The organism is Streptomyces filamentosus, from assembly GCF_014654895.1.
Classification (GTDB): domain Bacteria; phylum Actinomycetota; class Actinomycetes; order Streptomycetales; family Streptomycetaceae; genus Streptomyces; species Streptomyces filamentosus.
In genome coordinates, this window is sequence record NZ_BNBE01000001.1 from 3,300,635 (window position 1) to 3,325,534 (window position 24,900).

General features: G+C 74.1%; 28 protein-coding genes and 1 tRNA gene. 20 read left to right on the forward strand and 9 right to left on the reverse strand.

The features are described 5' to 3' along the window. Positions 1 to 156: 156 nt before the first annotated feature. Both sepX and IE326_RS14985 read left to right on the forward strand, forming a co-directional pair. Entirely contained in the window at positions 157 to 1,197 is a 1,041-nt protein-coding gene (sepX, locus tag IE326_RS14980) for a divisome protein SepX/GlpR (RefSeq protein WP_150228736.1), read from the forward strand. 103 nt (positions 1,198 to 1,300) lie between these two features. Continuing rightward, positions 1,301 to 1,374: transfer RNA gene (locus tag IE326_RS14985), tRNA-Ala, on the forward strand. Positions 1,375 to 1,483: 109 nt separating this feature from the next. Here IE326_RS14985 and IE326_RS14990 read toward each other — a convergent pair. After that, positions 1,484 to 1,963 carry a GNAT family N-acetyltransferase gene (locus IE326_RS14990; RefSeq protein ID WP_190041740.1) on the reverse strand — a complete coding sequence of 160 codons (480 nt, stop codon included), beginning with the start codon at positions 1,961 to 1,963 and terminating at the stop codon, positions 1,484 to 1,486. 50 nt (positions 1,964 to 2,013) lie between these two features. On the opposite strand from IE326_RS14990, the gene xth reads away from it, so the two are divergent. Next, on the forward strand, positions 2,014 to 2,817 hold the full coding sequence (gene xth / locus IE326_RS14995; protein ID WP_190041741.1) for an exodeoxyribonuclease III: 804 nt from the start codon (positions 2,014 to 2,016) through the stop codon (positions 2,815 to 2,817). A 67-nt stretch (positions 2,818 to 2,884) separates the two neighbouring features. Here the strand turns inward: xth and IE326_RS15000 are convergent, their stop codons facing one another. Continuing rightward, positions 2,885 to 3,508: a MerR family transcriptional regulator gene (locus IE326_RS15000; protein WP_150232779.1), complete on the reverse strand. Its 624-nt coding sequence runs from the start codon at positions 3,506 to 3,508 to the stop codon at positions 2,885 to 2,887. A 172-nt stretch (positions 3,509 to 3,680) separates the two neighbouring features. Between IE326_RS15000 and IE326_RS15005 the strand changes: the two genes are divergently transcribed. The 5 genes from IE326_RS15005 to IE326_RS15025 all read left to right on the forward strand — a co-directional run bounded on the left by IE326_RS15005 (position 3,681) and on the right by IE326_RS15025 (position 7,946). Further along, positions 3,681 to 5,201 (forward strand): flavin-containing monooxygenase, encoded by a 1,521-nt coding sequence (locus tag IE326_RS15005; RefSeq protein ID WP_190041742.1) that lies wholly within the window; start codon positions 3,681 to 3,683, stop codon positions 5,199 to 5,201. Next, the gene (locus tag IE326_RS15010; RefSeq protein WP_190041743.1) at positions 5,198 to 6,103 is read left to right on the forward strand and encodes an alpha/beta fold hydrolase; all 906 of its coding nucleotides are present in this window, start codon (positions 5,198 to 5,200) and stop codon (positions 6,101 to 6,103) included. The genes IE326_RS15005 and IE326_RS15010 overlap by 4 nt, the downstream gene beginning before the upstream one ends. Continuing rightward, positions 6,100 to 6,981, forward strand: a complete 882-nt coding sequence (locus tag IE326_RS15015) for an SDR family oxidoreductase (protein ID WP_150228714.1) — start codon at positions 6,100 to 6,102, stop codon at positions 6,979 to 6,981. Before IE326_RS15010 ends, IE326_RS15015 begins: the two co-directional genes overlap by 4 nt. 120 nt (positions 6,982 to 7,101) lie before the next feature. Further along, a complete protein-coding gene (locus IE326_RS15020) occupies positions 7,102 to 7,290 on the forward strand; it encodes a hypothetical protein (RefSeq protein ID WP_150228712.1) in 189 nt (62 codons plus the stop codon). Positions 7,291 to 7,415: 125 nt separating this feature from the next. Beyond that, complete coding sequence (locus tag IE326_RS15025) at positions 7,416 to 7,946, forward strand: GNAT family N-acetyltransferase (protein WP_190041744.1); 531 nt, start codon at positions 7,416 to 7,418, stop codon at positions 7,944 to 7,946. Here the strand turns inward: IE326_RS15025 and IE326_RS15030 are convergent. Next, positions 7,889 to 11,194, reverse strand: a complete 3,306-nt coding sequence (locus IE326_RS15030) for a S41 family peptidase (RefSeq protein WP_190041745.1) — start codon at positions 11,192 to 11,194, stop codon at positions 7,889 to 7,891. The two genes, IE326_RS15025 and IE326_RS15030, sit on opposite strands and share 58 nt — an antisense overlap. A gap of 198 nt (positions 11,195 to 11,392) precedes the next feature. On the opposite strand from IE326_RS15030, the gene IE326_RS15035 reads away from it, so the two are divergent. Continuing rightward, the gene (locus tag IE326_RS15035) at positions 11,393 to 11,965 is read left to right on the forward strand and encodes a TetR/AcrR family transcriptional regulator (RefSeq protein ID WP_150228706.1); all 573 of its coding nucleotides are present in this window, start codon (positions 11,393 to 11,395) and stop codon (positions 11,963 to 11,965) included. 105 nt (positions 11,966 to 12,070) lie between these two features. Continuing rightward, positions 12,071 to 14,227 (forward strand): MMPL family transporter, encoded by a 2,157-nt coding sequence (locus IE326_RS15040; protein ID WP_150228704.1) that lies wholly within the window; start codon positions 12,071 to 12,073, stop codon positions 14,225 to 14,227. Positions 14,228 to 14,323: 96 nt separating this feature from the next. On the opposite strand, the gene IE326_RS15045 is transcribed toward IE326_RS15040, so the two are convergent. Beyond that, positions 14,324 to 14,671: an SsgA family sporulation/cell division regulator gene (locus tag IE326_RS15045; RefSeq protein WP_150228702.1), complete on the reverse strand. Its 348-nt coding sequence runs from the start codon at positions 14,669 to 14,671 to the stop codon at positions 14,324 to 14,326. Positions 14,672 to 14,840: 169 nt separating this feature from the next. On the opposite strand from IE326_RS15045, the gene IE326_RS15050 reads away from it, so the two are divergent. The 4 genes from IE326_RS15050 to IE326_RS15065 are packed head-to-tail and all read left to right on the forward strand — an operon-like array spanning position 14,841 to position 18,628. Next, on the forward strand, positions 14,841 to 15,905 hold the full coding sequence (locus IE326_RS15050) for an energy-coupling factor ABC transporter permease (protein WP_190041746.1): 1,065 nt from the start codon (positions 14,841 to 14,843) through the stop codon (positions 15,903 to 15,905). A 2-nt stretch (positions 15,906 to 15,907) separates the two neighbouring features. Further along, positions 15,908 to 16,669 carry a cobalt ECF transporter T component CbiQ gene (cbiQ, locus tag IE326_RS15055; RefSeq protein ID WP_190041747.1) on the forward strand — a complete coding sequence of 254 codons (762 nt, stop codon included), beginning with the start codon at positions 15,908 to 15,910 and terminating at the stop codon, positions 16,667 to 16,669. Beyond that, complete coding sequence (locus IE326_RS15060; RefSeq protein ID WP_190041748.1) at positions 16,666 to 17,409, forward strand: energy-coupling factor ABC transporter ATP-binding protein; 744 nt, start codon at positions 16,666 to 16,668, stop codon at positions 17,407 to 17,409. Before cbiQ ends, IE326_RS15060 begins: the two co-directional genes overlap by 4 nt. A 40-nt stretch (positions 17,410 to 17,449) precedes the next feature. After that, the gene (locus IE326_RS15065) at positions 17,450 to 18,628 is read left to right on the forward strand and encodes a serine hydrolase domain-containing protein (protein ID WP_150232777.1); all 1,179 of its coding nucleotides are present in this window, start codon (positions 17,450 to 17,452) and stop codon (positions 18,626 to 18,628) included. Between the two features lie 9 nt (positions 18,629 to 18,637). On the opposite strand, the gene IE326_RS15070 is transcribed toward IE326_RS15065, so the two are convergent. The 3 genes from IE326_RS15070 to IE326_RS15080 are packed head-to-tail and all read right to left on the reverse strand — an operon-like array spanning position 18,638 to position 19,898. After that, entirely contained in the window at positions 18,638 to 19,108 is a 471-nt protein-coding gene (locus IE326_RS15070; RefSeq protein ID WP_190041749.1) for a hypothetical protein, read from the reverse strand. A gap of 59 nt (positions 19,109 to 19,167) precedes the next feature. Beyond that, positions 19,168 to 19,401 carry a helix-turn-helix domain-containing protein gene (locus IE326_RS15075; RefSeq protein ID WP_150228692.1) on the reverse strand — a complete coding sequence of 78 codons (234 nt, stop codon included), beginning with the start codon at positions 19,399 to 19,401 and terminating at the stop codon, positions 19,168 to 19,170. Continuing rightward, entirely contained in the window at positions 19,401 to 19,898 is a 498-nt protein-coding gene (locus tag IE326_RS15080; RefSeq protein WP_190041750.1) for a DUF2975 domain-containing protein, read from the reverse strand. The genes IE326_RS15075 and IE326_RS15080 overlap by 1 nt, the downstream gene beginning before the upstream one ends. A gap of 91 nt (positions 19,899 to 19,989) precedes the next feature. Here IE326_RS15080 and IE326_RS15085 point away from each other — a divergent pair, with 91 nt between their 5' ends. Next, on the forward strand, positions 19,990 to 20,751 hold the full coding sequence (locus IE326_RS15085) for an SDR family NAD(P)-dependent oxidoreductase (protein WP_190041751.1): 762 nt from the start codon (positions 19,990 to 19,992) through the stop codon (positions 20,749 to 20,751). Further along, positions 20,748 to 21,206 (forward strand): hypothetical protein, encoded by a 459-nt coding sequence (locus IE326_RS15090; RefSeq protein WP_190041752.1) that lies wholly within the window; start codon positions 20,748 to 20,750, stop codon positions 21,204 to 21,206. The genes IE326_RS15085 and IE326_RS15090 overlap by 4 nt, the downstream gene beginning before the upstream one ends. Here the strand turns inward: IE326_RS15090 and IE326_RS15095 are convergent. Beyond that, positions 21,181 to 21,849 (reverse strand): YdcF family protein, encoded by a 669-nt coding sequence (locus IE326_RS15095; RefSeq protein WP_190041753.1) that lies wholly within the window; start codon positions 21,847 to 21,849, stop codon positions 21,181 to 21,183. The two genes, IE326_RS15090 and IE326_RS15095, sit on opposite strands and share 26 nt — an antisense overlap. After that, complete coding sequence (locus tag IE326_RS15100; RefSeq protein ID WP_190041754.1) at positions 21,846 to 22,640, reverse strand: GntR family transcriptional regulator; 795 nt, start codon at positions 22,638 to 22,640, stop codon at positions 21,846 to 21,848. The genes IE326_RS15095 and IE326_RS15100 overlap by 4 nt, the downstream gene beginning before the upstream one ends. 137 nt (positions 22,641 to 22,777) lie before the next feature. Between IE326_RS15100 and IE326_RS15105 the strand changes: the two genes are divergently transcribed. The 4 genes from IE326_RS15105 (at position 22,778) to IE326_RS15120 (ending at position 24,870) form a co-directional block, all read left to right on the forward strand. After that, on the forward strand, positions 22,778 to 23,272 hold the full coding sequence (locus tag IE326_RS15105) for an ATP-binding protein (RefSeq protein ID WP_229915340.1): 495 nt from the start codon (positions 22,778 to 22,780) through the stop codon (positions 23,270 to 23,272). Positions 23,273 to 23,318: 46 nt separating this feature from the next. Further along, positions 23,319 to 23,804, forward strand: coding sequence for a hypothetical protein (locus tag IE326_RS15110; RefSeq protein WP_190041755.1), 486 nt, complete (start codon positions 23,319 to 23,321; stop codon positions 23,802 to 23,804). Positions 23,805 to 23,869: 65 nt separating this feature from the next. Next, positions 23,870 to 24,535, forward strand: a complete 666-nt coding sequence (locus IE326_RS15115) for an RNA polymerase sigma factor (RefSeq protein ID WP_373310199.1) — start codon at positions 23,870 to 23,872, stop codon at positions 24,533 to 24,535. Then, positions 24,532 to 24,870, forward strand: a complete 339-nt coding sequence (locus IE326_RS15120) for a hypothetical protein (RefSeq protein ID WP_190041756.1) — start codon at positions 24,532 to 24,534, stop codon at positions 24,868 to 24,870. The genes IE326_RS15115 and IE326_RS15120 overlap by 4 nt, the downstream gene beginning before the upstream one ends. Positions 24,871 to 24,900: the final 30 nt, after the last annotated feature.

The window sequence follows — 24,900 nt, forward strand, 5'->3', positions numbered from 1 at the left end:
CCCTGCGCTATTCACATAACTGTTCGAATTCCAGTGGCATATGAACACCAATCGATCTGAACAATCACAAAAAAGTTCAGTGATATCAGCCAGATCGTGCGACACACCGGGCCAATTGGCCGATGCCCCGTCGAGAACCCCTCTACCGTGTGAGGCGTGAGCAGCAGCGGCCTCATCTACGCAGTCATCGTCGGGGCCTGGGCCGCCTACCTGGTGCCGATGTGGCTCCGCAGGCAGGACGAGCTGAACGAGGCCCGTCCGACGGAACGCTTCAGCACCGCCATCCGGCTCCTCTCCGGACGGGCGGGCATGGAGCGCCGGTACGCCAAGGAGCTCCGCGAGCGGGACCGTACGGCCCCGGAGGCGGCGACCGACGTGGACCCGGACGCGGCGACCGAGCACTTGAGCTCGGTCGACGTCCGGGCCTTCTCCGCGCCTCCGGCCAGGACCGAGGCCCGCCTCGAACTCCCCGAGCCGGAACCGGCGCCGGAGCCCGCGCCCGCCCCGGAGGCCGCCCCGGCGCCCCGCACGGCCGCCGAGCGGGCCCGCCGCGGCAAGGCCCTGGCCCGCCGCCGGCGCACCACGATCGTGCTCTTCTCCGCCTTCACCCTCGGGGCCGTCGTCGCCGCCGTCGGCGGCGTCGCCTTCCTGTGGGCGCCCGGCGTCCCCGCCGTGCTGCTCAGCGCCTACATCGTGCACCTGCGCGGCCAGGAGCGCCGCCGCTTCGTCTACGTGATGGACCGGCGTCGCGCCGAGGCCGCCGCCGCCCGGCTCCGCGAGACCCGCCGGGCCGCCGCCGCCCCGTCGCCCGAGCCGGAGCCCTCGCCCGCGCCGCCGGTCTCCCCGCAGGAGGCCGACCGGCGGGCGCTCGTCGAGCAGACCGACCACGCGGAGTGGGTGGACCAGCAGCGCGAGCGCGGCCCGGCCCGCGGCGACAGCTGGGACCCGGTGCCGGTGCCGCTGCCCACGTACGTGACCGCGCCGGTCGCCCCGCGCGCCTCCAACGGCGTGGACGTCACCGACCCGGAGACCTGGAGCGCGGCCCGCTCCTCCACCGCCGAGCAGCCCCCCGCCGCCTCCCCGGCCCCGCGCCGCCGCCAGGCGCCGCCGCGCCGGGGCCGCGACCACGGCCGCACCCCGCTCTTCGACCAGTACGCCGACCACGACGACGAGCGCCCCCGCGCCGCCAACGAATGAGCGGACCCGGCGGACGGGAGTCCCGAACGGGGCCTCATCTGACCTGCGGCGTAAGCGATTTTTCTTCTCGGCGGCCGGGGTGCTAATGTTTCACACGTCGCAGGGGCCTGTGGCGCAGTCCGGTAGCGCACCTCGTTCGCATCGAGGGGGTCAGGGGTTCGAATCCCCTCAGGTCCACAAGTGACGAGATCCCGGTCAGTCGGAAGACTGACCGGGATCTTTGCTTTGTGCCCGGACGCGCCGGTGCGGCGCGCCCCCGGAGGAGCGCGCCGCACCGGCGGCGGGATCAGCGCAGCGGCTTCGCGAAGCAGCGGCTGCTGTCGTAGTCGCGGTAGTGGCCGAACTTGACGCACGGCTCGTAGCCGCTTGAGGCGTAGAGGGCGATGGCCTCGGGCTGGGCCGTGCCGGTCTCCAGGACCATGCGGGTGCGGCCCGCGGCGCGGGCGTCGTCCTCCAGGAGGGCGAGGATGCGGCGGGCCAGGCCCAGGCCGCGCGCCTCGGGGACCACGTACATCCGCTTCAGCTCGGCGTCGCCGTCCGCGTACCCCTCCTCGTTCTCGTCCTGGCGGCGCCAGGCGCCGCTGGCGACCGGGAGCCCCTCGGGGTCGTAGGCGAGGAGGTAGAGGCCCTGCGGCGGGACGAACATGCCGGGGTCGAGGGGAGTGACGTCGCCCTCGCCGTCGTAGCGGATCCGGTATTCGGCCTGCACCGCGTCCTGGAGTTTCACCGCGTCGGGGTGGTCGTACGGCGTCGGCTGGATGTGCATGGCCGCAATCGTACGTGTATGCGAGCTGCGGCTGTCGGTATTCTCCCGGGATGCTCACTGTCACGACCGCGAACGTCAACGGCCTCCGCGCCGCCGCCAAGAAGGGCTTCGTCGAGTGGCTGGCGGGGACCTCAGCCGACGCCGTGTGCCTCCAGGAGGTCCGCGCCGAGGAGGACCAGCTCCCCGACGAGGTGCGGAGCCCCGAGGGCTGGTTCACCGCCTTCGCCCCCGCCGCCGCCAAGGGCCGCGCCGGCGTCGCCCTCTACCTGCGGCGCGAGCCCGACGCGGTCCGCGTCGGCTTCGGGTCCGCCGAGTTCGACGGCTCCGGCCGCTACGTCGAGGCCGACCTGCCCGGTGTCGTCGTCGCCAGCCTCTACCTCCCCTCCGGCCAGGAGGGGACGGAGCGCCAGGACGAGAAGTACCGCTTCATGGGCGAGTTCCTGCCGTACCTGAAGGAGCTGCGGGTCCGGGCCGCCGCCGAGGGCCGCGAGGTCGTCGTCTGCGGCGACTGGAACATCGCCCACCGCGAGGCCGACCTGAAGAACTGGAAGCTCAACCAGAAGAAGGCGGGCTTCCTGCCCGAGGAGCGCGCCTGGCTCACCCGCGTCCTGGAGGGGACCGACGGCGGGTACGTGGACGTGCTGCGGGCCCTCCATCCGGACCTGGAGGGGCCGTACTCCTGGTGGTCCTACCGGGGCCGCGCCTTCGACAACGACTCGGGCTGGCGCATCGACTACCACATGGCCACGCCCGGCCTCGCGGCGAAGGCCGCCAAGGCCTACGTGGAGCGGGCCGCCACCCACGAGGAGCGCTGGAGCGACCACGCGCCCGTGACGGCCGTCTACGACCTGTAGGCCGGCCCCGGCCCGCCGCTGCCCGATCGGTTCCCGCGCCTCCCGGCCCACGGCCGGGGGCGCGGGCTCAGGCGTCCCCCGGTCGCAGGCGGCGGTCGAGGGCGAGGGAGAGCTCGGCGTCGACGACGCTCTTCGCGAGGGGGCGCAGCCGGTTCAGGTCGCCGCCCCGCACGTGCGGGCCCAGGGCCTCGGCGAAGAGTTCGGCGAGGGCGTCGGCGTGCTCGCGCACCCGGGCGCCGGCCTTCAGGACCTCGGCGAGCGGAACGCCCTCGCGGACGAGGGCCGCCGAGACGTCGAGGAGCCGGCGGCTGACGTGGACGATCTCCTCGCCGTCCGTCGCCAGGTAGCCGAGGTCCAGGGCCGCCGCGAGGTTCTCCGGGGTGACCTCGCCGTCGAAGTGGTCGGCGAGCTCGCCGGGGGTGAGGCGGACCGGCTCCTCCTCGGTGGGGGTGCCGAGTTCGAGGACCTCGCCCACGTCCCGGCCGGACTCGAAGGCCGTGGTGAGGTCCGCGATGCCGGTGAGGGTGTGGCCCCGTTCGAGCAGGGCGGCGATGGTGCGCAGCCGGGCCAGGTGCCGCTCGTCGTACCAGGCGATCCGGCCCTCGCGGCGCGGCGGCGGGATCAGGCCGCGCTCGCGGTAGAAGCGGAGCGTGCGGACGGTGATGCCGGCCGCCTCGGCCAGTTCCGCCATCCGGTACTCGTGGGGTGGGTGCCCTGATCGTTCTGCCACGCCCGCCAGCCTATGTTGTACCGCCGGTAACTTTCCCTCGCCGTACCCCTACCGCTCGGTATGGAGCTGCTCTACAGTCCCGACTGTGCCAGTGATTGCTGGCGGAATCTTGGCCGGGCGCACGGGAGGCGGCATGGCGAAGCACGAGCACGTTCGGGTGGCGGTGATCGGATCGGGGTTCGGTGGGCTCGGGGCCGCCGTCCGGCTGCGCCGCGAGGGGATCACCGACTTCGTCGTCCTGGAACGGGCCGACTCGGTGGGCGGCACCTGGCGGGACAACAGCTACCCCGGGTGCGCCTGCGACGTGCCCTCCCACCTGTACTCCTTCTCCTTCGCGCCCAACCCCGACTGGCCCCGCACCTTCTCCGGCCAGCGGCACATCCGGGCCTACCTGGAGCACGTCGCCGACACCTTCGGCATCAGGCCGCACCTGCGGCTGAACCACGAGGTGCTGCGGATGGAGTGGGACGCCGAGGCGCTGCGCTGGCGGATCGAGACCAGCTCCGGCTCCTTCACCGCCGACGTCGTCGTCTCCGCCACCGGCCCGCTCTCCGACCCGAAGATCCCGGACGTCCCCGGACTCGACGGCTTCCCCGGCAAGGTCTTCCACTCGGCCCGCTGGGACCACGACTACGACCTGCGGGGCAAGCGCGTCGCCATGATCGGCACCGGCGCCTCCGCCATCCAGATCGTCCCCGCCATCCAGCCCGAGGTCGGGAAACTGACCCTCTTCCAGCGCACGCCCCCCTGGGTCATGCGCCGCATGGACCGCGCCATCAGCGGCCCCGAGCGCTGGCTCCACCGCAGGCTGCCGGTCACCGCCACCGTGCGGCGCGGCCTCCTCTGGGGCATCCGCGAACTCCAGGTCGGCGCCTTCACCAAGCACCCCGGCGAGCTGGGCCTGGTCGAGAAGCTGGCCAAGGCCAACATCGCCAAGGCGGTCAAGGACCCGGTGCTGCGGGCCAGGCTCACCCCCTCGTACCGCATCGGCTGCAAGCGGATCCTGCTGTCCAACACGTACTACCCCGCGGTCGCCCAGCCCAACGTCGACGTCGTCCCCGGCCTGAAGGAGGTGCGCGGCAGCGTCCTCGTCGCCTCCGACGGCACCGAGACCGAGGTCGACGCGATCATCTTCGGCACCGGCTTCCAGGTCACCGACATGCCGATCGCCCCGCGCGTCATCGGCGCCGACGGCCGCTCGCTCGCCGAGCACTGGAAGGACGGCATGGAGTCGCTGCGCGGCGCCACCGCCGCCGGCTTCCCCAACTGGATGACGATCATCGGCCCCAACACCGGCCTCGGGAACTCCTCCATGATCCTCATGATCGAGTCCCAGCTGAACTACATGGCCGACTACCTGCGCCAGCTGAACGTCCTCGGCGGCCGGGCCGCCCTCGCCGTCCGTCCCTCCGCCGTCGGCGCCTGGAACCGCAAAGTCCAGCAGCGCATGGAGCGCACCGTGTGGAAGTCCGGCGGCTGCGACAGCTGGTACCTCGACGCCAACGGCCGCAACACCACCCTGTGGCCCGGCACCACCGGCGAGTTCCGCCGCGAGACCCGGCAGGTCGACCTCTCCGAGTACGAGGTCGTCCGCGCGCCCGCACCGGTCAGGGCCACCGCCCGTCCCGCCCGGAAGAAGGAGGCCGCCTCGTGATCGGCCTCCCCGCCCCCCGCACCCTCACCGTCCGCTCCGCCGACGGCGCCGAGCTGCACACCGAGGTGTACGGCCCCGAGGGCGCGCCCGCCGTCGTCCTCGCCCACGGCTGGACCTGCTCCACCGCCTTCTGGGCCGAGCAGATCCGGGCGCTCGCCCCCGACCACCGGGTCGTCGCCTACGACCAGCGCGGCCACGGCCGCTCCCCGGTCCCCGCCCCCGGCGGCTACTCCACCACCGCGCTCGCCGACGACCTGGAGGCCGTGCTCGCGGCCACCCTCGGCCCCGGCGAGCGGGCCGTCGTCGCCGGCCACTCCATGGGCGGCATGACGATCATGGCGGCGGCCGGCCGGCCCGGCTTCGTCCAGCACGCCGCCGCCGTCCTGCTCTGCTCCACCGGCCCGTCCAGGCTCACCTCCGAGGCGACCGTGGTGCCGCTCGGCCCCGGCGGGCTGCGGACCCGGCTGACCGGCGCCGTCCTCGGCTCCAAGGCGCCGCTGGGCCCGGTCAACGGCATCTCGAAGAAGGTCCTCAAGTACGCGACGATGGGACCGGGGTCGGCGCCCGACCGGGTCGAGTCCTGCGCCCGGATCGTGCACGCCTGTCCGCGCCCCTCCCGGTACGGCTGGTCGCAGGTGCTGGCCGGGCTCGACCTGGAGGCGGCCGTGCGCGAGCTGCGGGTGCCCGCCGCCGTCCTCGTCGGCACCGCCGACCGGCTCACCCCGCCGGTCCACTCCCGGGCCATGGCCGAGGCCCTGCCGCACTGCACCGGCCTGACCGAACTGGCCGGCATGGGCCACATGACGCCGGTCGAGGCCCCGGAGGCCGTCACCGCCCAGATCCGCGAACTGACGCTCACGTACCTCGGAGCGCACCCGACCAGCAAGGAGGCAGGGGCATGAGCAGGGTCAGCCTGGAAGGACAGGTCGCGGTCGTCACCGGCGGCGCCCGCGGCGTGGGCGAGCTCCTCGCCCGCAAGCTCTCCGCGCGCGGCGCGAGGATCGCCCTCGTCGGCCTGGAGCCCGAACTCCTCAAGGAGGTCGCCGGCCGGCTGCACACCGAGGCCGACTGGTGGGAGGCCGACGTCACCGACCACGAGGCGATGGCCCGGGTCGCGGCCGAGGTGAAGGAGCGCTTCGGGAAGGTCGACATCGTCGTCGCCAACGCGGGCGTCGCGGCGGGCGGCCCGTTCGTCGAGTCCGACCCGGTCGCCTGGCGGCGGGTCATCGAGGTCAACCTCATCGGCGGGGCGGTCACCGGCCGCGCCTTCCTGCCGGTCCTCATGGAGTCCCGGGGGTACTTCCTCCAGATCGCCTCGCTCGCCGCGATCACCCCCGCCCCGATGATGACCGCGTACTGCGCCTCCAAGTCCGGCGTCGAGGCCTTCGCGCACAGCCTGCGCGCCGAGGTCGCCTACAAGGGCGTGAAGGTCGGCGTCGGCTACCTCTCCTGGACCGACACCGACATGGTGCGGGGCGCCGACCAGGACGACGTGATGAAGGAGCTGAGGCAGCGGCTGCCCTGGCCGTCGAACCGCACCTACCCGCTCGGCCCCGCCGTCGACCGGATCGTCGAGGGCATCGAGCGCCGCTCCGCCCACGTGTACGCGCAGTGGTGGCTGCGCGGCATGCAGTCGATCCGCGGCTACCTGCCCGGCGTCATCGCGAGCGTCGGCAAGCGCGAGGTGGCCCGCTTCGAGCCCCGGCTCTCCACGGTCTCCAAGGGACTGGTGGGCGCGGGCGGCGCGGCCGACGAGCACGCCCGGAGGGAGCGCGCCTGACGGCGTCCGACACGCACGGTGACTGATCGAAATGCGTGGAATGTTCGCTCGTGCAAGGCTGGTCGAGGCCCCGGGGCACGCAGCCCCGCCCCCCTCACACCCTTCTAGGAGTGACTCTTCATGGGCATCAAGGACCAGTTCCAGGACAAGGCGCAGGAGCTCGCCGACCGTGCCAAGCAGGCCACGGGCAAGGGCAGGGACGCCAAGGACGAGGCGTCCCAGCGCGCCACCCAGGGCCGCGAGAGCGCCCAGGACGCCAAGGAGCGCGCCGAGCGGGAGCTGCGGGAGCGCACCGGTCGCGACTCCTGACGCCGTCCTGTGACGGAGGGCGCACCCGGGACGCCGGGTGCGCCCTCCGCGCGTGTGCGCATGCACACACGGGAGCTTGCCGTAACTCGCGGGCGTCCCGGCCCCGTACTCCGTACGCTCGCCGCATGTCCGTCGCACTCGAACGCATCCGCAGTGACCACGCCCCGGCCGTCCTCGCCTTCGAGGCCGAGAACCGGGCCTTCTTCGCCGGCCGCGTGCCCGACCGGGGCGACGCGTACTTCGCCGACTTCGACACCCGGCACCGGGAGCTGGTCGAGGCCCAGGAGGCCGGGGAGCTCCACTTCCACGTGCTCGTCGCCGAGGGCGGCGAGGTGCTGGGCCGGATCAACCTCAACGACGTGGACCCGGAGGCGGGGACCGCCGAGCTCGGCTACCGGCTCGCCGAGAAGGCGACGGGCCGGGGGCTCGCCACGTACGGCGTGCGCGAGGTGATCCGGCGGGCCGCCGAGGAGTACGGGCTCCGCCGGCTGACGGCCGTCGTCTCCCACGGCAACGACGCCTCCCGCGCGGTCCTGGCCCGCGCCGGTTTCGGTGCCGTGGGCGGCGTGGTCCTGGAGACGGGCGAGCTCGGCACCGCCTACGAGCTCGATCTCGGCGGGAGCGCGGGCCGGGAGCGGTCCGGCACCGCGTCGTAGCCGGGCGGGCTCGCCGCCGGGGTCCGGTCGAGCAGGGCGAGGGCCCGGTGGACGGCGTCGTCGAGCTGCGCGTGCCGTCCCTCGGCCCAGTCGAGGGGGGTGCGCAGCACGGAGAGGTCGGGTTCCACGCCGTGGTTCTCCACGGACCAGCCCCACTCGGTGAACCAGGCCGCGTTCATCGGGACGGTGATCTGGGTGCCGTCGCCGAGCTTGTGCCGGCCGGTCATGCCGACCACCCCGCCCCAGGTGCGCTGGCCGACGACGGGGCCGAGGCCGAGCAGCTTGAACGCGGCGGTGATCATGTCGCCGTCGGAGGAGGTGGCCTCGTCGGCGAGGGCGACGACCGGGCCGCGCGGGGCGTTGGAGGCGTAGCTGACGGGCTGGGCGTTGCGCGTGAGGTCCCAGCCGATGATCTTGCGGGTGAGGGTCTCCACGACGAGCTCGCTGATGTGTCCGCCGGCGTTGCCCCGGACGTCCACGATGAGGGCGGGGCGGGAGACCTCCATCCGCAGGTCGCGGTTGAACTGGGCCCAGCCGGAGCCGCCCATGTCGGGGATGTGGAGGTAGCCGCACCGGCCGCCGCTCAGTTCGCGGACGACGGCCCGCCGTTTGGCGACCCAGTCCTGATAGCGCAGCGGGCGTTCGTCGACGAGGGGGACGACGGCGACGCGGCGGGAGCGGCCCTCGCCGCCGGCCGGGGTGAAGGTGAGCTCGACGGTGGTGCCGCCGGTGCCGGCGAGCAGCGGGTAGGGGCCGGCGACGGGGTCGACGGGCCGGCCGTCGACGTGGGTGAGGACGGCGCCCTCGCGGATGCCGGTGCCGGCGAGCGGCGAGCGGGCCTTGGAGTCGGAGGACTCACCGGGAAGGATCCGCTTCACCACCCAACTGCCGTCGCGGGGAACCAGGTTGGCGCCGAGGAGGCCCTGGGGGCGCTGGTAGTGCGCCGGGCCCTCGTTGCGCCGGGCGGGGGTGACGTACGCGTGGGAGGTGCCGAGCTCGCCCATGACCTCGCGCAGCAGGTCGGCGAACTCGTCCGGTGAGGCGACCCGTTCGACCAGCGGCCGGTACTGGTCGAGGATCGCGGTCCAGTCGACGCCGCCCATGCCGGGCTCCCAGAAGTAGGAGCGGACGATCCTTCCGGCCTCGTCGTAGGCCTGGCGCCATTCGGCGCCGGGGTCGACGTCGTGGAGGATGCGGCGCAGGTCGAGGTAGACGGTGGAGTCGCCGTCGGCGGGTTCGGTGGCGGGGACGGCCCGCAGCTCGCCCTCGTCGAAGACGACGAGCCGGCTGCCGTCGCCGCTGACGGCGAACCAGTCGAGGTCGCGGGCGAGTTCGGTGCGGCGGGCCTTGACGACGGAGAAGTGCTCCAGGGTGGGGCGGCCGGAGGTGTCGGCGGGATTGGCGAAGGTCTCGCCGAGGGCGCCGGAGATGGGCCAGCGCAGCCAGACGAGCCCGCCGCCGGAGACCGGGCAGAGCGCCGAGTACTTGGAGGCGGCGACGGGGAAGGGGGTGACCCGGTCGGGCAGGCCCTCGATCTCCACGGTGACCGTGCCGTCGCCGCTGTCGGCGCCGTCGTCGGCCGGGTCCATGCCGCCGGCGGCCGGGCGCCCGTCGGGCAGCAGCGCGAAGGGGGACGGCGTCGCGGAGGACAGCGGCACGAGGTAGGGGCGGCAGCCGAGCGGGAAGGACAGGTCGCCGGTGTGGACGTCGTACACCGGGTCGAAGCCGCGCCAGGAGAGGAAGGCGAGGTAGCGGCCGTCGCTGGTGAAGACGGGGTTCTCGTCCTCGAAGCGGCCGTTGGTGACGTCGATGACCGTGCGCGCTCCTGGGCCGGAGATGCGGACGAGCTTGATGGAGCGCAGCGAGCGGCCGATGCCGGGGTGGGACCAGGTGAGCCAGGCGCCGTCCGGGGAGAAGGCGAGGTCGCGGACGGGGCCGTTGACCGAGCGGATGAGTTCGGTGACCTCGCCGTTGGTCTCCTCCGTCGCGTCGACGAGGAGGAGGCGGCCGTCGTTCGAGGCGATGGCGAGCCGCTCGCCCTCGGGGTCGGCGACCAGCTCCTCGACCCGGCCCAGCTCCCCGGCGGCGAGCCGGCGCGGGGGCCGGTCGCCGGTGGCCCGGGGGAGGGAGGCGATCTCGACGGCGTCCTCGCCCTCGGCGTCGGTGACGTAGGCGATCTGTCCGCCGCTGCCGAGCATCTCGGGGAGCCGCACGCGGACGCCGGGGGTGTCCGCGATGGCCCGCGCGGGTCCGTCGCGGTGGGTGAGCCAGTACAGGCTGCCGCGCACCCCGACGGCGCTGGCCCGGCCGGTCTCGTCGACGGAGAGCGCGTCGACGTGCTGGGCGGCGGGCAGCTGGTAGGGGCGGCGGCCGGCGCGCTGGCCGCCGAGCCGCACCTCCAGGCGGCGGGGCACGGCGCCGGCGGCCAGGTCCTCCACGATCCACAGCTCGCCCGCGCACTGGTAGACGATGCGGCGGCCGTCGGACGAGGCGTGCCGGGCGTAGAAGTCGGCGTGGTCGGTGTGGCGGCGCAGGCCGGTGCCGTCGGGGCGGCAGGAGTAGACGTTCCCCACGCCCTCGTGGTCGGAGAGGAAGGCGATCCGGTACCCCTCGGGCGTCCCGGGGTCGGTGACGAACATCGGGTCGGCGAGGTGGCCGCCGATGTCGGGCAGCAGCCGCTCCCCGTGCAGCCACAGCCGGCCGGTGGCGCCGCCCCGGTACCGCTTCCAGGCGGCGGGTTCGTGCGGCGGGGTGCCGGTGAGGAGGAGGGTGCGGCGCTCGCCCCCGACGTCCCGGACGGCGATGTCGCAGACCGGGCCCCAGGGCATCCGGCCGCCGGGGGAGCCGTCGGTGGCGACGGTGTACGCCCAGGAGAAGTACGAGAAGGGCTGGCCCTGCGAGGACACGGCGAGGATGTCGGACCGGCCGCTCGGGTCGGGGGGCGACCAGCCGCAGACGCGGGTGTCGGTGGACCCCCAGTGGGTGAGCTGCCGGGCGTGGCCGCCGTCGACCGGCACGAGGTGGATCTCGGGGTCGAGGCTGCGCCAGTTCGTGTACGCGATGTGCCGCCCGTCCGGGGAGAAGCGGGGGTGCCCGGCTCGGGTGCGGTCGACGGTGAGCCGCCAGGCGCGGCCCGGGCGGTGCCCCTCAGGCACGAGGGGGGCGATCCAGAGGTCGTCCTCGGCCGTGAAGCACAGCAGGTCGTCGTGGAGGTGCGGGAAGCGGAGGTAGGCCACGTCGTCACTCACGCGTTCATGCTTTCCGCGCGGAGGGGGCGCGGCAACCCGTACCGGCGGATCTGTGGACAACCACGGGATCCGGAGACACCTGTGGACGGAGGGTGTGGCCCAGGACACGTACGAAACGGTTTCGTTTCGCTGGGCGGCGGGGTACCTTCGTACCGTACGAAGAGTACGAAACCGTTTCGTTCGGCCCGGAGGTCCAGGATGGCCCGCAGCAGACTCACTCCCGAGCGGGAGTCCGAGCTGTACGCGGCCGTGCTCGACCTCCTCCGCGAGGTCGGCTACGACGCCCTCACCATGGACGCCGTCGCCGCCCGCACCCACTCCAGCAAGGCCACCCTCTACCGCCAGTGGGGGAGCAAGCCGGAGCTGGTCGCCCGGGCCCTGCGCCACAACAAGCCCGTCGACCTCACCGAGATCGACACCGGCTCGCTGCGCGGCGACTTCCAGGCCCTCATGGCGCTGACCGACGACTGCCAGATGGAGAAGGACACCGCGCTGATGCGGGGTCTCGCCCATGCCGTCCACGACAACCCGGACCTGCACCGGGCCCTGCGCGAGCTGCTCATCGAACCCGAGCTGAACGGCTTCGGCGAGGTCCTCGCCCGTGCGGTCCGACGCGGCGAGATCGACCCGGACAACCCGGCGCTCGAACTCGTCCCGCACATGCTGATCGGGGCGTTCGTCGCCCGCCCGCTGGTCGACGACCAGCCGGTCGACCACGCCTTCCTCAGCGCCTACGTCGACGCCGTCGTGCTCCCCTCACTCGGCGCCTGACCCCCCGCACCACCGTTCGTCCCCGCTCCACCTGACAGCGCACCGCTCACGCCGTCGGGCCGGCTCCCCATGCCCTGTCCCACCCCACAATGGGAGTACGCACCCGTGGCCACCTTCCTGTACAAGCTGGGCCGCAGCGCCTTCCGGCGCCGACGGCTCGTCGCCCTCCTCTGGGTGGCGCTCCTCGCGCTCGCCGGAGTCGGCGCCGCCACCGCGCCCGCCGCGACCTCCAGCTCCTTCTCCATCCCCGGCACCGAGGCCCAGCGCGCCTTCGACCTGCTGGAGGAGCGCTTCCCCGGCGCCGGCGCCGACGGCGCCACCGCCCGCGTCGTCTTCAAGGCCCCCGACGGGCAGAAGATGACCGACGCCGAGCCCAAGGCCGTCGTCGAGGAGACCGTCGCCGCCCTGCGGTCCGGATCCGACCAGATCGTCTCCGTCGCCGACCCGTACGAGGCCCGTGCCGTCTCCCAGGACGGCTCCACCGCCTACGTCTCCGTGGCCTACGAGGTCAACGGGATGGAGCTCACCGACGAGACCCGTGAGGCCCTGAAGCAGGCCGGCCAGGCCGCCCAGGGCAAGGGCCTGACCGTCGAGCTCGGCGGCGACGCCCTCCAGAGCATGCCGGAGACCGGCGCCGGGGAGATCGTCGGCGTGGTCATCGCCGGCATCGTCCTCGTCATCACCTTCGGCTCGCTCGTCGCCGCCGGACTGCCGCTGCTCACCGCGATCATCGGCGTCGGCATCGGCGTCTCCACGATCACCGCGCTCGCGAACGTCCTGGACCTCGGCTCCACCACCTCCACGCTCGCGATGATGATCGGCCTCGCCGTCGGCATCGACTACGCCCTCTTCATCGTCTCCCGCTACCGCGCCGAACTGGCCGACGGACGGAGCAAGGAGGAGGCCGCGGGCCGCGCCACCGGCACCGCCGGATCGGCCGTCGTCTTCGCCGGACTGACCGTCGTCATCGCCCTCGTCGGCCTCGCCGTCGTCAACATCCCGATGCTGACGAAGATGGGCTTCGCCGCCGCCGGCACCGTCGTCATCGCCGTCCTCATCGCGCTCACCCTGATCCCCGCGCTGCTCGGCTTCGCCGGCGACAAGGTGGTCGGCCGCAAGCAGCGCAAGGGCACGGCCGAGGAGACCGGCAAGCCGAACGCGGGCACCCGCTGGGCCCGCTTCGTCATCCGCCGCCCCGTCCTCGTCCTCCTCGCGGGCGTCCTCGGCCTCGGCGCCATCGCCGTTCCGGCCGCCTCCCTGGAGATGGGCCTGCCCGACGACGGCGTGAAGCCGGTCTCCGCGACCGAGCGCCGCGCCTACGACCTGCTCTCCGACGGCTTCGGCCCCGGCTTCAACGGCCCGCTGCTCGTCGTCGTCGACGGCGACAGGGCCGCCGCCGACAGGACGGTCGACACCATCAAGGGCCTCGACGGCATCGCCGCCGTCACCCCGGCCACGCCCAACAAGGCCGGCGACGCCGCCATGATCACGGTGATCCCGGAGGACCGCCCGTCCTCCGGCGCCACCGAGACCCTCGTCCACGACATCCGCGGCGCCACCGGCGACGACGTCCTCGTCACCGGCGCCACCGCGATGAACATCGACTTCTCGCAGAAGATGAACGACGCCCTCGTGCCCTACCTGGCACTCGTCGTCGGCCTCGCCTTCGTCCTCCTGACCGTGGTCTTCCGCTCGATCCTGGTCCCGCTCAAGGCCGCCCTCGGCTTCCTGCTCTCGGTGGTCGCCGCCCTCGGCGCCGTCGTCGCGGTCTTCCAGTGGGGCTGGCTGGGCAGCCTGTTCGGCGTCGAGCAGACCGGCCCGATCATGTCGATGATGCCGATCTTCATGGTGGGCGTGGTCTTCGGCCTCGCCATGGACTACGAGGTCTTCCTCGTCACCCGGATGCGCGAGGCGTACGTCCACGGCGAGCGGCCCGGCGAGGCGATCGTGACCGGCTTCCGGCACAGCGCCCGGGTGGTCACCGCCGCCGCGGTGATCATGATCGCGGTCTTCTCCGGCTTCATCGGGATGAGCGACCAGATGATCAAGATGATCGGCTTCGGCCTCGCCGTCGCCGTCCTCTTCGACGCCTTCGTCGTCCGCATGGCGATCGTCCCGGCCGTCCTCGCGCTCCTCGGCCGCAAGGCGTGGTGGCTGCCGAAGTGGCTGGACCGGGTGCTGCCCGCCGTCGACGTGGAGGGCGAGGGCCTCGCCGCCCACGACGCCGCCGAGGACCGGAAGCCGGACCTCGTGAAGGCGTAGCGCCCCCGTGATCCCCGGGGCCGCCCCTGAGCGGGGGGCGTGCCCCGGACCGCGCCGGGACCTGTGGGGACGGGGATCCGACGCGACCGTACGCCGTCAGCGCACCGTGAGAGACGGGGCGCCGGCGGCGTACGTGTGCTCCAGGAAGCGGGTCAGGGCGGTGCTGTCGAACTGGACGACGGAGACCTGCTCCTCGCCGTGGAACTCGACCACCGTCTGCGCCCGGCCGCAGGGCCAGACCGCGATGTCGCCGCGGTGGGCGGGGTCGTGGATGCCGTCCTCCAGGAGGGCCCGGGGGAAGGACCACTCGGCGCCGCCGGGGAGGACGAAGCGGACGGTCGCGGGGGAGAAGCCGGGGTCGTAGCGGAGGGTCACGGGGACGGCCCGGGCCACCGGTGCGTCGCTGATCAGCCGACCTCGTGCGCGGTCCTCGACGGCGGGCATCGGATGGCTCCTCACGGCGTGGCGGATGCGGCGTGGTGCTTTTGCTCCTTGATGTCGCATTCTTCCCCGAGGGGTGCGGGGTCATGCCCGACGTGTCCGGTCTCACATCGCCATCTTGTGATCCCTGCGCTCTTGCAAGTCTTTTGCAGCCGCACTCATCATTCAGTACGTGCACGTACCCGACGGATTCATCAACGCCCCCGTGTCGGCCGCAGCCGGCGTCGTCGCCGCCGCGGCCGTCGCCGTCAGCCTGCGCGGCGCCCGCAAGGAACTCGGGGGTTCCCCCGAGGCCGGGGGAGACCGCGTCGCCCCCCTCGCGGGCCTGGTCGCGGCCTTCGTCTTCGCCGTCCAGATGCTCAACTTCCCGGTCGCCGCGGGCACCAGCGGCCACCTCCTCGGCGGCGCGCTCGCCGCGATCCTCGTCGGACCCTGGACCGGCGTGCTGTGCATCGCCGTCGTCCTCCTCATGCAGGGCGTCCTCTTCGCCGACGGCGGCCTCACCGCCCTCGGCGTCAACATCACCGTCATGGGCGTCGTGACCGTCGTCGCCGCGTACGCCGTCTTCCGCGGCCTGCGGCTCGTGCTGCCCCGCACCCGCGGCGGCGTCACCGCCGCGACCTTCGTCGCCGCGCTCGTCTCCGTACCGGCCGCGGCCGCCGCCTTCACCCTGGTCTACGCCGTCGGCGGCACCACGGACGTGCCCGTCGGCAAGGTCCTCACCGCCATGGTCGGCGTCCACGTCCTCATCGGCGTCGGCGAGGCCGCCATCACCGCCCTCACCGTCGGCGCCGTCCTCGCCGTCCGCCCCGACCTCGTGCACGGCGCCCGCGGCCTCACCGCCCCGCTCAAGCTCCGCGTCGGCGGCGAACTCGTCGACGCGGCGCCCGCCGCGCCCGAGGCCCCCGCCCCGAAGAGCCCGCGGAAGCTGTGGATCGGCGGCGTCGTCACCGCCCTCGTCCTCGCCGGCGTCGTCTCCTTCTACGCCTCCGCCAGCCCCGACGGCCTGGAGAAGGTCGCCGCCGACCAGGGCATCGACGCCAAGGCCGACCAGTACGAGCACGCCACCGCCGACTCCCCGCTCGCCGACTACGGCGTCGAGGGCGTCGAGTCCGCCCGCCTCTCCGGCGGCCTCGCCGGCGTCATCGGCGTCGGCGCCACCCTCGCCGTCGGCACCGGCGCCTTCTGGGCCGTCCGCCGCCGCCGTACGGAGAACACCGGCGGGGCCCGGGTCTGACGATGGGAGCGGGCCACGCGCACCAGCTGTACCGGCGTGGGGACTCGCCGGTCCACGGCCTGCCCCCGCACACCAAACTCGTCGCCGTCCTCGGCTTCGTCCTCGTCGTCGTCGCCACCCCCCGCGAGGCCGTCTGGGCCTTCGCCCTCTACGCGGCGCTGCTCGGCGCGGTCGCCGCGCGCGCCCGCGTCCCCGCCGGCTTCCTGCTCCGCAGGCTCGCCATCGAGATCCCCTTCGTCGCCTTCGCCGTCCTCATGCCCTTCGTGGTCCCCGGCGAGCAGACCTCCGTCCTCGGCGTCTCCCTGAGCGTCCCCGGCCTGTGGGGCGCCTGGAACATCCTCGCCAAGGGCACCCTCGGCGTCGCCGCCTCCGTGCTCCTCGCCGCCACCACCGAACTCCGCGCCCTGATCCTCGGCCTCCAGCGCCTCGGCCTGCCCTCGCCGATCGTCCAGATCGCCTCGTTCATGATCCGGTACGGGGACGTCATCACCGACGAGATGCGCCGCATGTCCGTCGCCCGCCGCTCCCGCGGCTTCGAGGCGCGCGGCGTCCGCCACTGGGGCGTCCTCGCCAAGTCCGCCGGCGCCCTCTTCATCCGCTCGTACGAGCGCGGCGAACGCGTCCACCTCGCCATGGTCAGCCGCGGCTACACCGGCACCATGCCGCTCCTCGACGAGCGCCCCACCACCCGCGCCCAATGGGCGGCGGCCCTCGCCCTGCCGCTCGCCGCCCTCCCGATCTGCATCCTCGGACGGACCCTGTGAACACCCCCTCGCTGGAGGTCTCCGGCCTCGCCTACGCCTACCCCGACGGCCACCAGGCCCTCTTCGGCGTGGACCTCACGATCGGGCGCGGCGAGCGCGTCGCCCTCCTCGGCCCCAACGGCGCCGGCAAGACCACCCTCGTCCTCCACCTCAACGGCATCCTCACCGCCGGCGCGGGCACCGTCACCGTCGCCGGACTGCCCGTCGGCAGGAAGCACATGGCGGAGATCCGGCGGAAGGTCGGCATCGTCTTCCAGGACCCCGACGACCAGCTCTTCATGCCGACCGTCCGCGAGGACGTCGCCTTCGGCCCGGCCGCCGCCGGACTGCGCGGCGCGGAGCTGGACGCCGTCGTGGAGCGGGCCCTGGAGAAGGTCGGCATGACCGGCTACGCCGACCGGCCCCCGCACCACCTCTCCTTCGGACAGCGCCGCCGGGTCGCCGTCGCGACCGTCCTCGCCGGCGAGCCCGAGATCCTCGTCCTCGACGAGCCGTCCTCCAACCTGGACCCCGCCTCCCGCCGCGAGCTCGCCGACGTGCTGCGCTCCCTGGACGTCACCGTCCTCATGGTCACCCACGACCTGCCGTACGCCCTGGAGCTCTGCCCGCGCTCGCTGGTCCTCAGCGAGGGCGTGATCGCCGCCGACGGGCCGACCCGCGAGATCCTCGGCGACGAGGAGCTCATGAACCGCCACCGCCTCGAACTCCCCTTCGGATTCGTCCCGGGGTCCGTCGCCTGAGACGATGGGGCCCGTTCGTACGAAAGGATGAGTGGGTCAGGTGGACGTCCAGGGCACGGTGGCACCGGGCTGGGAGCCGGTCGGGGACGCGTTCCTGCGCAACTTCGAGCAGCGCGGCGAGCGCGGGGCGGCGGTCGCCGTCCACCACGACGGCGTCAAGGTCGTCGACCTGTGGGCCGGCACGAAGGACGCCGACGGCGGCACCGACCCCTGGACGGAGGGCACCGCGCAGGTCGTCCGCTCCGCCACCAAGGGCGTCTCCGCCGCCGTCCCCCTCCTCCTCCACCAGCGCGGCCAGATCGACCTGGACGCCCCGGTGGCCACGTACTGGCCCGAGTTCAAGGCCGCCGGCAAGGACCGCGTGACCGTACGGCAGCTCCTCGCCCACCAGGCCGGCCTCCCCGTCCTCGACCGCCCCCTCACCCTCGCCGAGGCCACCGACCCGGAGACCTCCACCGCCGCGATCGCCGCCCAGGCCCCCGTCTGGGAACCCGGCACCGCCCACGGCTACCACCCCCACACCTTCAGCTGGCTCCTCTCCGGCCTCGTCCACCGCGTCACCGGCCGCACCATCGGCCGCTGGATGGCCGAGGAGATCGCCGCCCCCCTCGGCCTCGACCTGTGGGTCGGCCTCCCCGACTCCGAGACCCACCGCGTGGGCCGCGTCGCCCCCGTCGACGCCCCCGAGGACACCGGCGCCGTCCGCCTCCGCCCCAAGCGGTCCGTCACCGAGGCCTGGGACGACCCGAACTCCCTCACCCGCCGCGCCTTCGCCGTCATCGACCCCGCCCCCGACGAGAACGACCCCGCCTACCGCGCCGCCGAACTCCCCGGCGCCGCCGGCGTCGCCACCGCCCGCGCCCTCTCCCGCTTCTACGCCGCCACCCTCGGCGCCCTCCCCGACGGCGGCCCCCGCCTCTTCGCCCCCGCCACCCTCGCGCTGGCCCGCACCGAGGAATCCGCAGGACCCGACCGGGTCCTCCTCGTCGGCACCCGCTTCGGCCTCGGCCACATGCTCCACGGCCCCGCCAGCCCCCTCCTCGGCCCCACCTCCTTCGGCCACCCCGGCCGCGGCGGCTCCCTCGCCTTCGCCGACCCCGAGACCGGCACCGCCTTCGCCTACGTCACGAACGGCATGCGCAGGACGGTCACCGCCGACCCGCGCGCCCAGGCCCTGGTGAGAGCGGTGCGGACCTCCCTCGACGGCCGGACGGGCTGAGCCCGCGGCTCAACTGTCCGCGCCCCAGCGCCAGAGGAGCTCCCCGCTCTCGGGGACGGCGGCCCAGCGGGCGGCGGCGGCGTCCAGACGCGGCCCCGTCCTCGCCAGGGCCTCCGCGTCCAGGAGCGGCCGGCCGACGCCCCGGCCCTCCGTCGGCAGCCCGCGCCACACCCGGTAGGCCCAGTTCACGCGGAGCTCGGCGGCCAGCACGGCGTCGCCGCCCCGGCGCAGCACCTTCGTCCCCGACCGGCGGTGCCGGCCCGGGACGACGAGCTCGAAGCCCTCGAACGTGGCGCCGCGCGCCGTCGCTCCCCAGAAGCCGTCCTCGATGCCGAGGGCGGTCTCCACGACGGCGTGGACCAGGTCGTGCGGCACGGTCGGCCCGACGGGCGCGGCGGGCAGCCTGACGTCCGGGCCCTTGCGGGCGCGGACCAGGATCTCGTGCTGGTTGTCCGGCAGCTTCCGGAAGGAGATCTCCATCCGGGTGACGGTAGGGCCGCAACCGGCCGCCGCCCACCGGTTTCCCGCCCGCAACCCGCCTACTCCTCCGGCTCCCCGTCCCCTCCGGCCCCCTCCTCCCAGCGCAGGAGGTCGCCCGGCTGGCAGGAGAGGGCCTCGCACAGGGCGGCGAGGGTGGTGAAGCGCACGGCCTTGGCCCGGCCGTTCTTGAGGACCGCCAGGTTGGCGGGGGTGATCCCGACCCGCTCCGCGAGCTCGCCCACCGACATCTTCCGGCGGGCCAGCATCACGTCGATGTCGACGACGATCGGCATCAGATCACCTCGTCGAGCTCGGCGCGCAGCGCCGTCGCCTCGACGTCGCGGTCGACGGCCTGGGCCAGCAGCATCCGCAGCACCAGCACGATGAGCGCGACCCCCAGGACCGCCAGGGAGACCCCGCAGATCAACAGGACGATCCCGGGGGCGACCGCCTCGCCCGGCGCCAGCAGGACCGCGAGGGAGAAGACCAGCAGCGCGGCGGCCACGAGCGCGCCGATCACGATGTGCACGTACCGGAAGGCGGCGTGGGAGAAGACGGTCCCGCGCCGCACCATCGTCACCAGCCGCCACACGCACACGAGGGTGACCTGGACCGTGACGACCCCGAGGAAGAAGACCACCAGGAGCGGCGTCCGCAGGTGCACCAGATCTCCCTCCGCCCCGTCGAGATCGGCGGCGAGCAGCGGGATCATCACCGCCTGCACGAACACCGACCCGGCCGCCAGTGCCACCAGCACCGCCCGCAGTACCAGCACCGTCAGTCTTCCCATGGCCCCTCCTCCGATCGACTTACGATGGGAATCTATCGAAAAACGATAGAGGGGGGTAGTCGGGGCCCGCGATCGGTGCTGAGATCGGAGCATGGATCTCACAAAGCGGTTCGAAGGGCGGACGGCGCTGATCACGGGCGCGGGCAGCGGCATCGGCGCGGCGACCGCCCGGCGGCTGGCGGCGGAGGGCGCGCGGGTCCTGGTCACCGACGTCGACGAGGAGTCGGCGCGGACGGTGGCGGCGGACCTCCCGAACGCGACGGCCCACCGCCTCGACGTCACCGACCGGCAGTCGGTCGACGAGGTGATCGGCGGCCTCCCCGCCCTCCACGTCCTCGTCAACAACGCCTTCGTCCCCTTCGTCGACGACCCCGACGACAACTGGCGCCGCCAGCTCCACGGCACCCTCCTCGGCGCCGTCCACTGCTCCCGCGCCGCCCTCCCCCACCTGGCCGCGACGGGCGGCGCCGTCGTCACCATCGGCTCGGTCAACGCGGAGGCCGACTTCGGCGACCACGCCTACAGCGCCGCGAAAGCCGCCCTCGGCTCCTACACCCGCACCCTCGCCGGCGAAGCCGCCCCCCACGGCGTCCGCGTCAACCAGATCAACCCCGGCACCATCGCCACCCCCTCCTGGGCGGGCCGCGAGCAGGCCCTGGCCGCCCTGGGCGCCCGCGCCTACCCCCTCGGTCGCGTCGGCACCCCCGACGACATCGCCGCCGCCGTCGCCTTCCTCGCCTCCCCCGACGCCGCCTGGATCACCGGCACCACCCTCCGCGTCGACGGCGGCCTGATGGCGGTCAACCGCCACTTCCGGGAGATCCTGGACGAAGCCGAAGCAGAGGACGCGTGACACTGCACCCCGCCGAAGCCGTCCGCCTCCTCGACGAGGAGCTGGCCTCGGTTCGCGGCCCCGGTCCGGCGCGGACGGAGGAGGTCTGGCACGCCTTCCTCCGCTTCGCCGACCGCCCTTTCACCGTCCCCGACGCCCCCGAGGCCGACGGCCTCCTCGTCCAGTACGGCACGTACGCCTTCGACGGCCCGAGAGCCTTCACCCTGGACCTCGTCCGCCAGTTCGAGACCTGCGACGGGGACGGTGACCACGCCCACTACGACCAGGTCCACTGCGAACTCCGCTTCGCCCCCACGCCCGAACTGGAGGCACTGGGCGCCTTCGACGCGTGGTGTTTCCGCGACTCCGGCGACGACCTCGCCGCCTGCACGGGCGCCCTGACCTCCCGGCCCTCCTGGGCGGTGATCCGCGCCCTCACGCCGACGGCGGTCAGGACGTACCGGGAGCGGGTATAGCCACCAGCCGCCCCACGAACCCCCGCTCCCGCAGCCGCTCGTAGGCGGTCGTGACCGGGAGCGGGACGGGGAGTTCGATCATGAAGCCCCGGGCGGGGTAGAGCAGGAGGCGCTGGACGGCTCCGACGAGCATGTCCAGGACGAGGCGGGGGTCGCCGACGGACTCCGCGTACGCGGGGAGGTCCAGGGGCGCGGACGCGCAGACGAACTCCGCCGCGGGCCACAGCTTGCGGGCGGTCGCGTACGCCCGGCGCTCCTCGTACGGCTTGCTGACGAGCAGCACGGAGTCCACCGGCGTGCCCCGCTCGGCGAGCAGGTCGCGCGAGAAGCGGATGTTCTCGCCGGTGTTGCGGGCCCGGGGCTCGACCAGGATCGCGTCCTCGGGCACGCCGAGTTCCACGGCCCGCTCCCGGTAGTGGACCGCTTCGCCCCGGGGCATCCGCGCGCGGGTGGTGGGGCTCGTCGCCCCCGTGAAGACGACGAGCGGCACCAGCCCCCGCCGGTACAGCTCCGCCGTCACGTCCGCGACGCCGAGGTCGTGGCTCCCCAGCCCGACACCGACCGAACAGGCCCGCGGCTCGTGCCCCATCCGCTGGAAGTCCCAGAGGACGCGGGCGTCCTCCCAGTCCCGCGCCGTGATCATCGGCCTTCCCCTTCCGGCTTCGCGCTGTCGGGGACGCGGAAGTCGTACGTCCAAGCGAAACGGGTCGCCGCGTGGACGCCGACGGCGAACTCGACGGCCGTGCCGTCGGCCGTGTACGCGGTGCGGTGCAGCTCCACCACCCACTCGCCGGGCGCCAGTTGGAGGCGCGCCGTCTCCTCCGGGGTGGCCGGGCGGGAGCGCAACTCCTCCCGCATGTGGTCGATCTCGTACCCCGCGTCGTAGAGCACACGGAAGCCGCCGCCCCGGCCTGCGGGACCGGGGGAAGGGTCGACGAGCCGGGTGCCCTCGACGTGTTCGGGGCGGTAGTGGCTGGTGAGAGTGTGCGTGGGTCGGCCGTTCTCCTTGACCAGGCGAGCGCGCGCGTAGACCTCGGATCCCTCGGGAACCCCGAGCGCGGCGGCGACGGGCGCCGGGGCGGGAAGCCGTTCCACGGTCTGCGTCTGGTCCCCGCGCCGATACGTCCGCCCGGACGCCACCCGGTCGGCGGCGAAGGCGACCTCGTCGCCGTCGCGCCACTTCGCCTTGTCGTACCGAGCCACTCCGAGCCGCTTCAGCGGAGCCTGCTCCCGCACGACGGTCCCGTGCCCCCGCGAGGAAGTCACCAGCCCCTCTGCCTCCAGCGCCCGGTACGCGGCATGCACCGTGGACTTGGACCCCTCGCCCGCCTCCACGAGCTCCCGGATGTGCGGAAGCCGCTCCCCGGCGCCCCACTCCCCGGCACGGATTCGCTCGGCCAGCCTGTCCGCCAGCTCCCGCCACTTGGGTGCCACACCCGCTCCTTCCGTCAATGCAGTCAAACACAGTCCCAGGATTGTTGACAGTCCTGGGACTGTGACCTCATTCTGAATCGGAATGGTTCGGCAGTCCTGGGACTGTCGGCGTCCGGGTCGGGAGTGAGGAGCATCGAGTGACGGAAACGTATGGGGCGTCCCCAGGCGAGGAGATCGTGGTGTTGCGCTGGCGGTACGTCGCTCGGAGCGTGCCGGCGGCCCGCCGCGAACTGCGCCGCACCTTGGAGCGCTGGGGGTGGGACGCCGTCGCGGACGTCGCCGCGCTCCTGTTGTCCGAGCTGCTGACCAACGCGGTGCGGCACGCACGGGTCCCGGGGCGGGAGATCGAGACCCGCTTTTCGCGGGTGGGGCGGGTGTTGCGCATCGAAGTGCACGACGCCTCGGAGACGCGGCCGCTGATGGGCCTCCCGGAGGAGGGGGCCGAGGGCGGCTGGGGTCTTCCCCTCGTCGACTCCCTCGCGGCCGGATGGGGCATCGGGGATCGCCGGGGGCCCGGCAAGGTCGTCTGGGCGGAGGTTGCGGCGGCGGGGGGTCCGGCCGGTGAGGGCCGCTCCGGAGAATTTTTCGGGCGGGGCGCAACCCCGGGGGGTGCCGGACGTCTGGTGGGTTGAAGGCGCCCTTCAGAACCTTGTCCCCTCGTTCCCTCGGGAGAGTCCCATGTCCCTCACGTCCAAGCGCCGTCCCCGGTTCCTCGGTGCCGCCGGTGCCGCCGTCCTCCTGCTCGGCGGCGCCTTCACCGCCTCGGCCGTCGCCGACTCCGGGCCGGCCCCCGCCCCGGCCGCCCCGAAGGTCACCACGCCGGACGAGGCGGCCCCGGCCCCTGCCCCGGCGGAGCCCGAGGCGGCTCCGGAGGCCGTGGCGCCGGGGAAGGCTCCGGGCGCTGTCTCCCGGCCCGCTCCGGCTCCGGTCTCCGTTGCCACGCCCGCGCCCGCTCCGGCTCCGGCCTCCGTCGCCACGCCCGCGCCCGCTCCGGCTCCGGTCTCCGCTGCCACGCCCGCGCCCGCCCCGGCTCCGGGCTCCGTCTCGACGCCCGCTCCGGTCCCGGCTCCGGGCTCCGCCTCCACGCCCGCTCCGGTCCCGGCCCCGGTCGCTCCGGAGAGCGCGCCCCGGGTGGTCCACCCGGGCGCCGGCGCCGCCAAGTAACGCCAGGCAAGGGGGAGGGGCGGGCCGGGCCCGCTCCTCCTCGTCGGTCCTCCGGAACGAGGCTCATGCAGTACGTGATGTCCGCAGTGCCCCCGTCGCGGTGGGCCCCTTCGCGGTGGGCCCGGCCGGGGCGGGGCCGGTCGTGGTGGTTCCGCCTTCTCGCCCGGGTGTCGGGGGCCGAGGGGGTCCGTGGGGCCCGGGGGCGTGTCGCGCGGGTGCTGCCGGTGTGGCACGAGGACGGGCGGGGGCCCACGCTGGCGGAGTTGTACGGGGCGCGGCGGCTCGACATGGTGCGGCTGGCGCTGTTCCTGGTCGACGACCTGCACACGGCGGAGGACGTCGTCCAGGACGCCTTCGCGGCGGTCTGCCGGGCGTACGGCACCTCGCTCGCGGGGCTCCAGGACCCCGCCGCGTACCTGCACACCGCCGTGGTGAACGCGGCGCGCTCCGTCCTGCGGCGGCGCCGCACGGCACGCGCGTACGTCCCGCCCCACCAGGGCGCGGGGCCGCCCGTCGACGAGGCCCTCCTGCTCGCGGAGGAGCACCGCGACGTCCTCGCCGCCCTGGCCGGGCTGACCCACCGCCAGCGGGAGGTGCTCGTCCTCCGTTACTGGTCGGGGCTGACCGAGGCGCAGATCGCCCACACCCTGGGCCTGTCCCGGGGCACGGTCAAGTCGACCGCCAGCCGGGCCCTCGACGCCCTGGAGAAGAGACTGGAGGACCCCAGGTGAGTCCGTCCCCCGGCGGTACGGCGCGGACCGAGGCCCGGCTCCGTGCCGCGCTCGCCGCGCGCGCCGCGCTCCTCACCCCGTACGACCTCCGGCCCGCCGCCCCGCCCGAGGGCCGGGTCCGGGGCACCCGCCGCGTCCGGGGGGCCGTCCTCGCGGCCCTCGCGCTCGCGGCGGCCGTCGCGGTCCTCGTCCTGCTTCCGGGCGACGTCACGCCGCCGCCGGCCCCGCCCGCCCGTCCGGCGACCGACAGCGCTCCGCCGTCCCCGGCGCCGCCACCGCCCGCGACGCCGACGCCCGCCCCCGCGATCCCGTCCGTCTCGGAACCCTCGCCGTGACGCCGGGCGTGCCACGAGGCGTGCGTGACC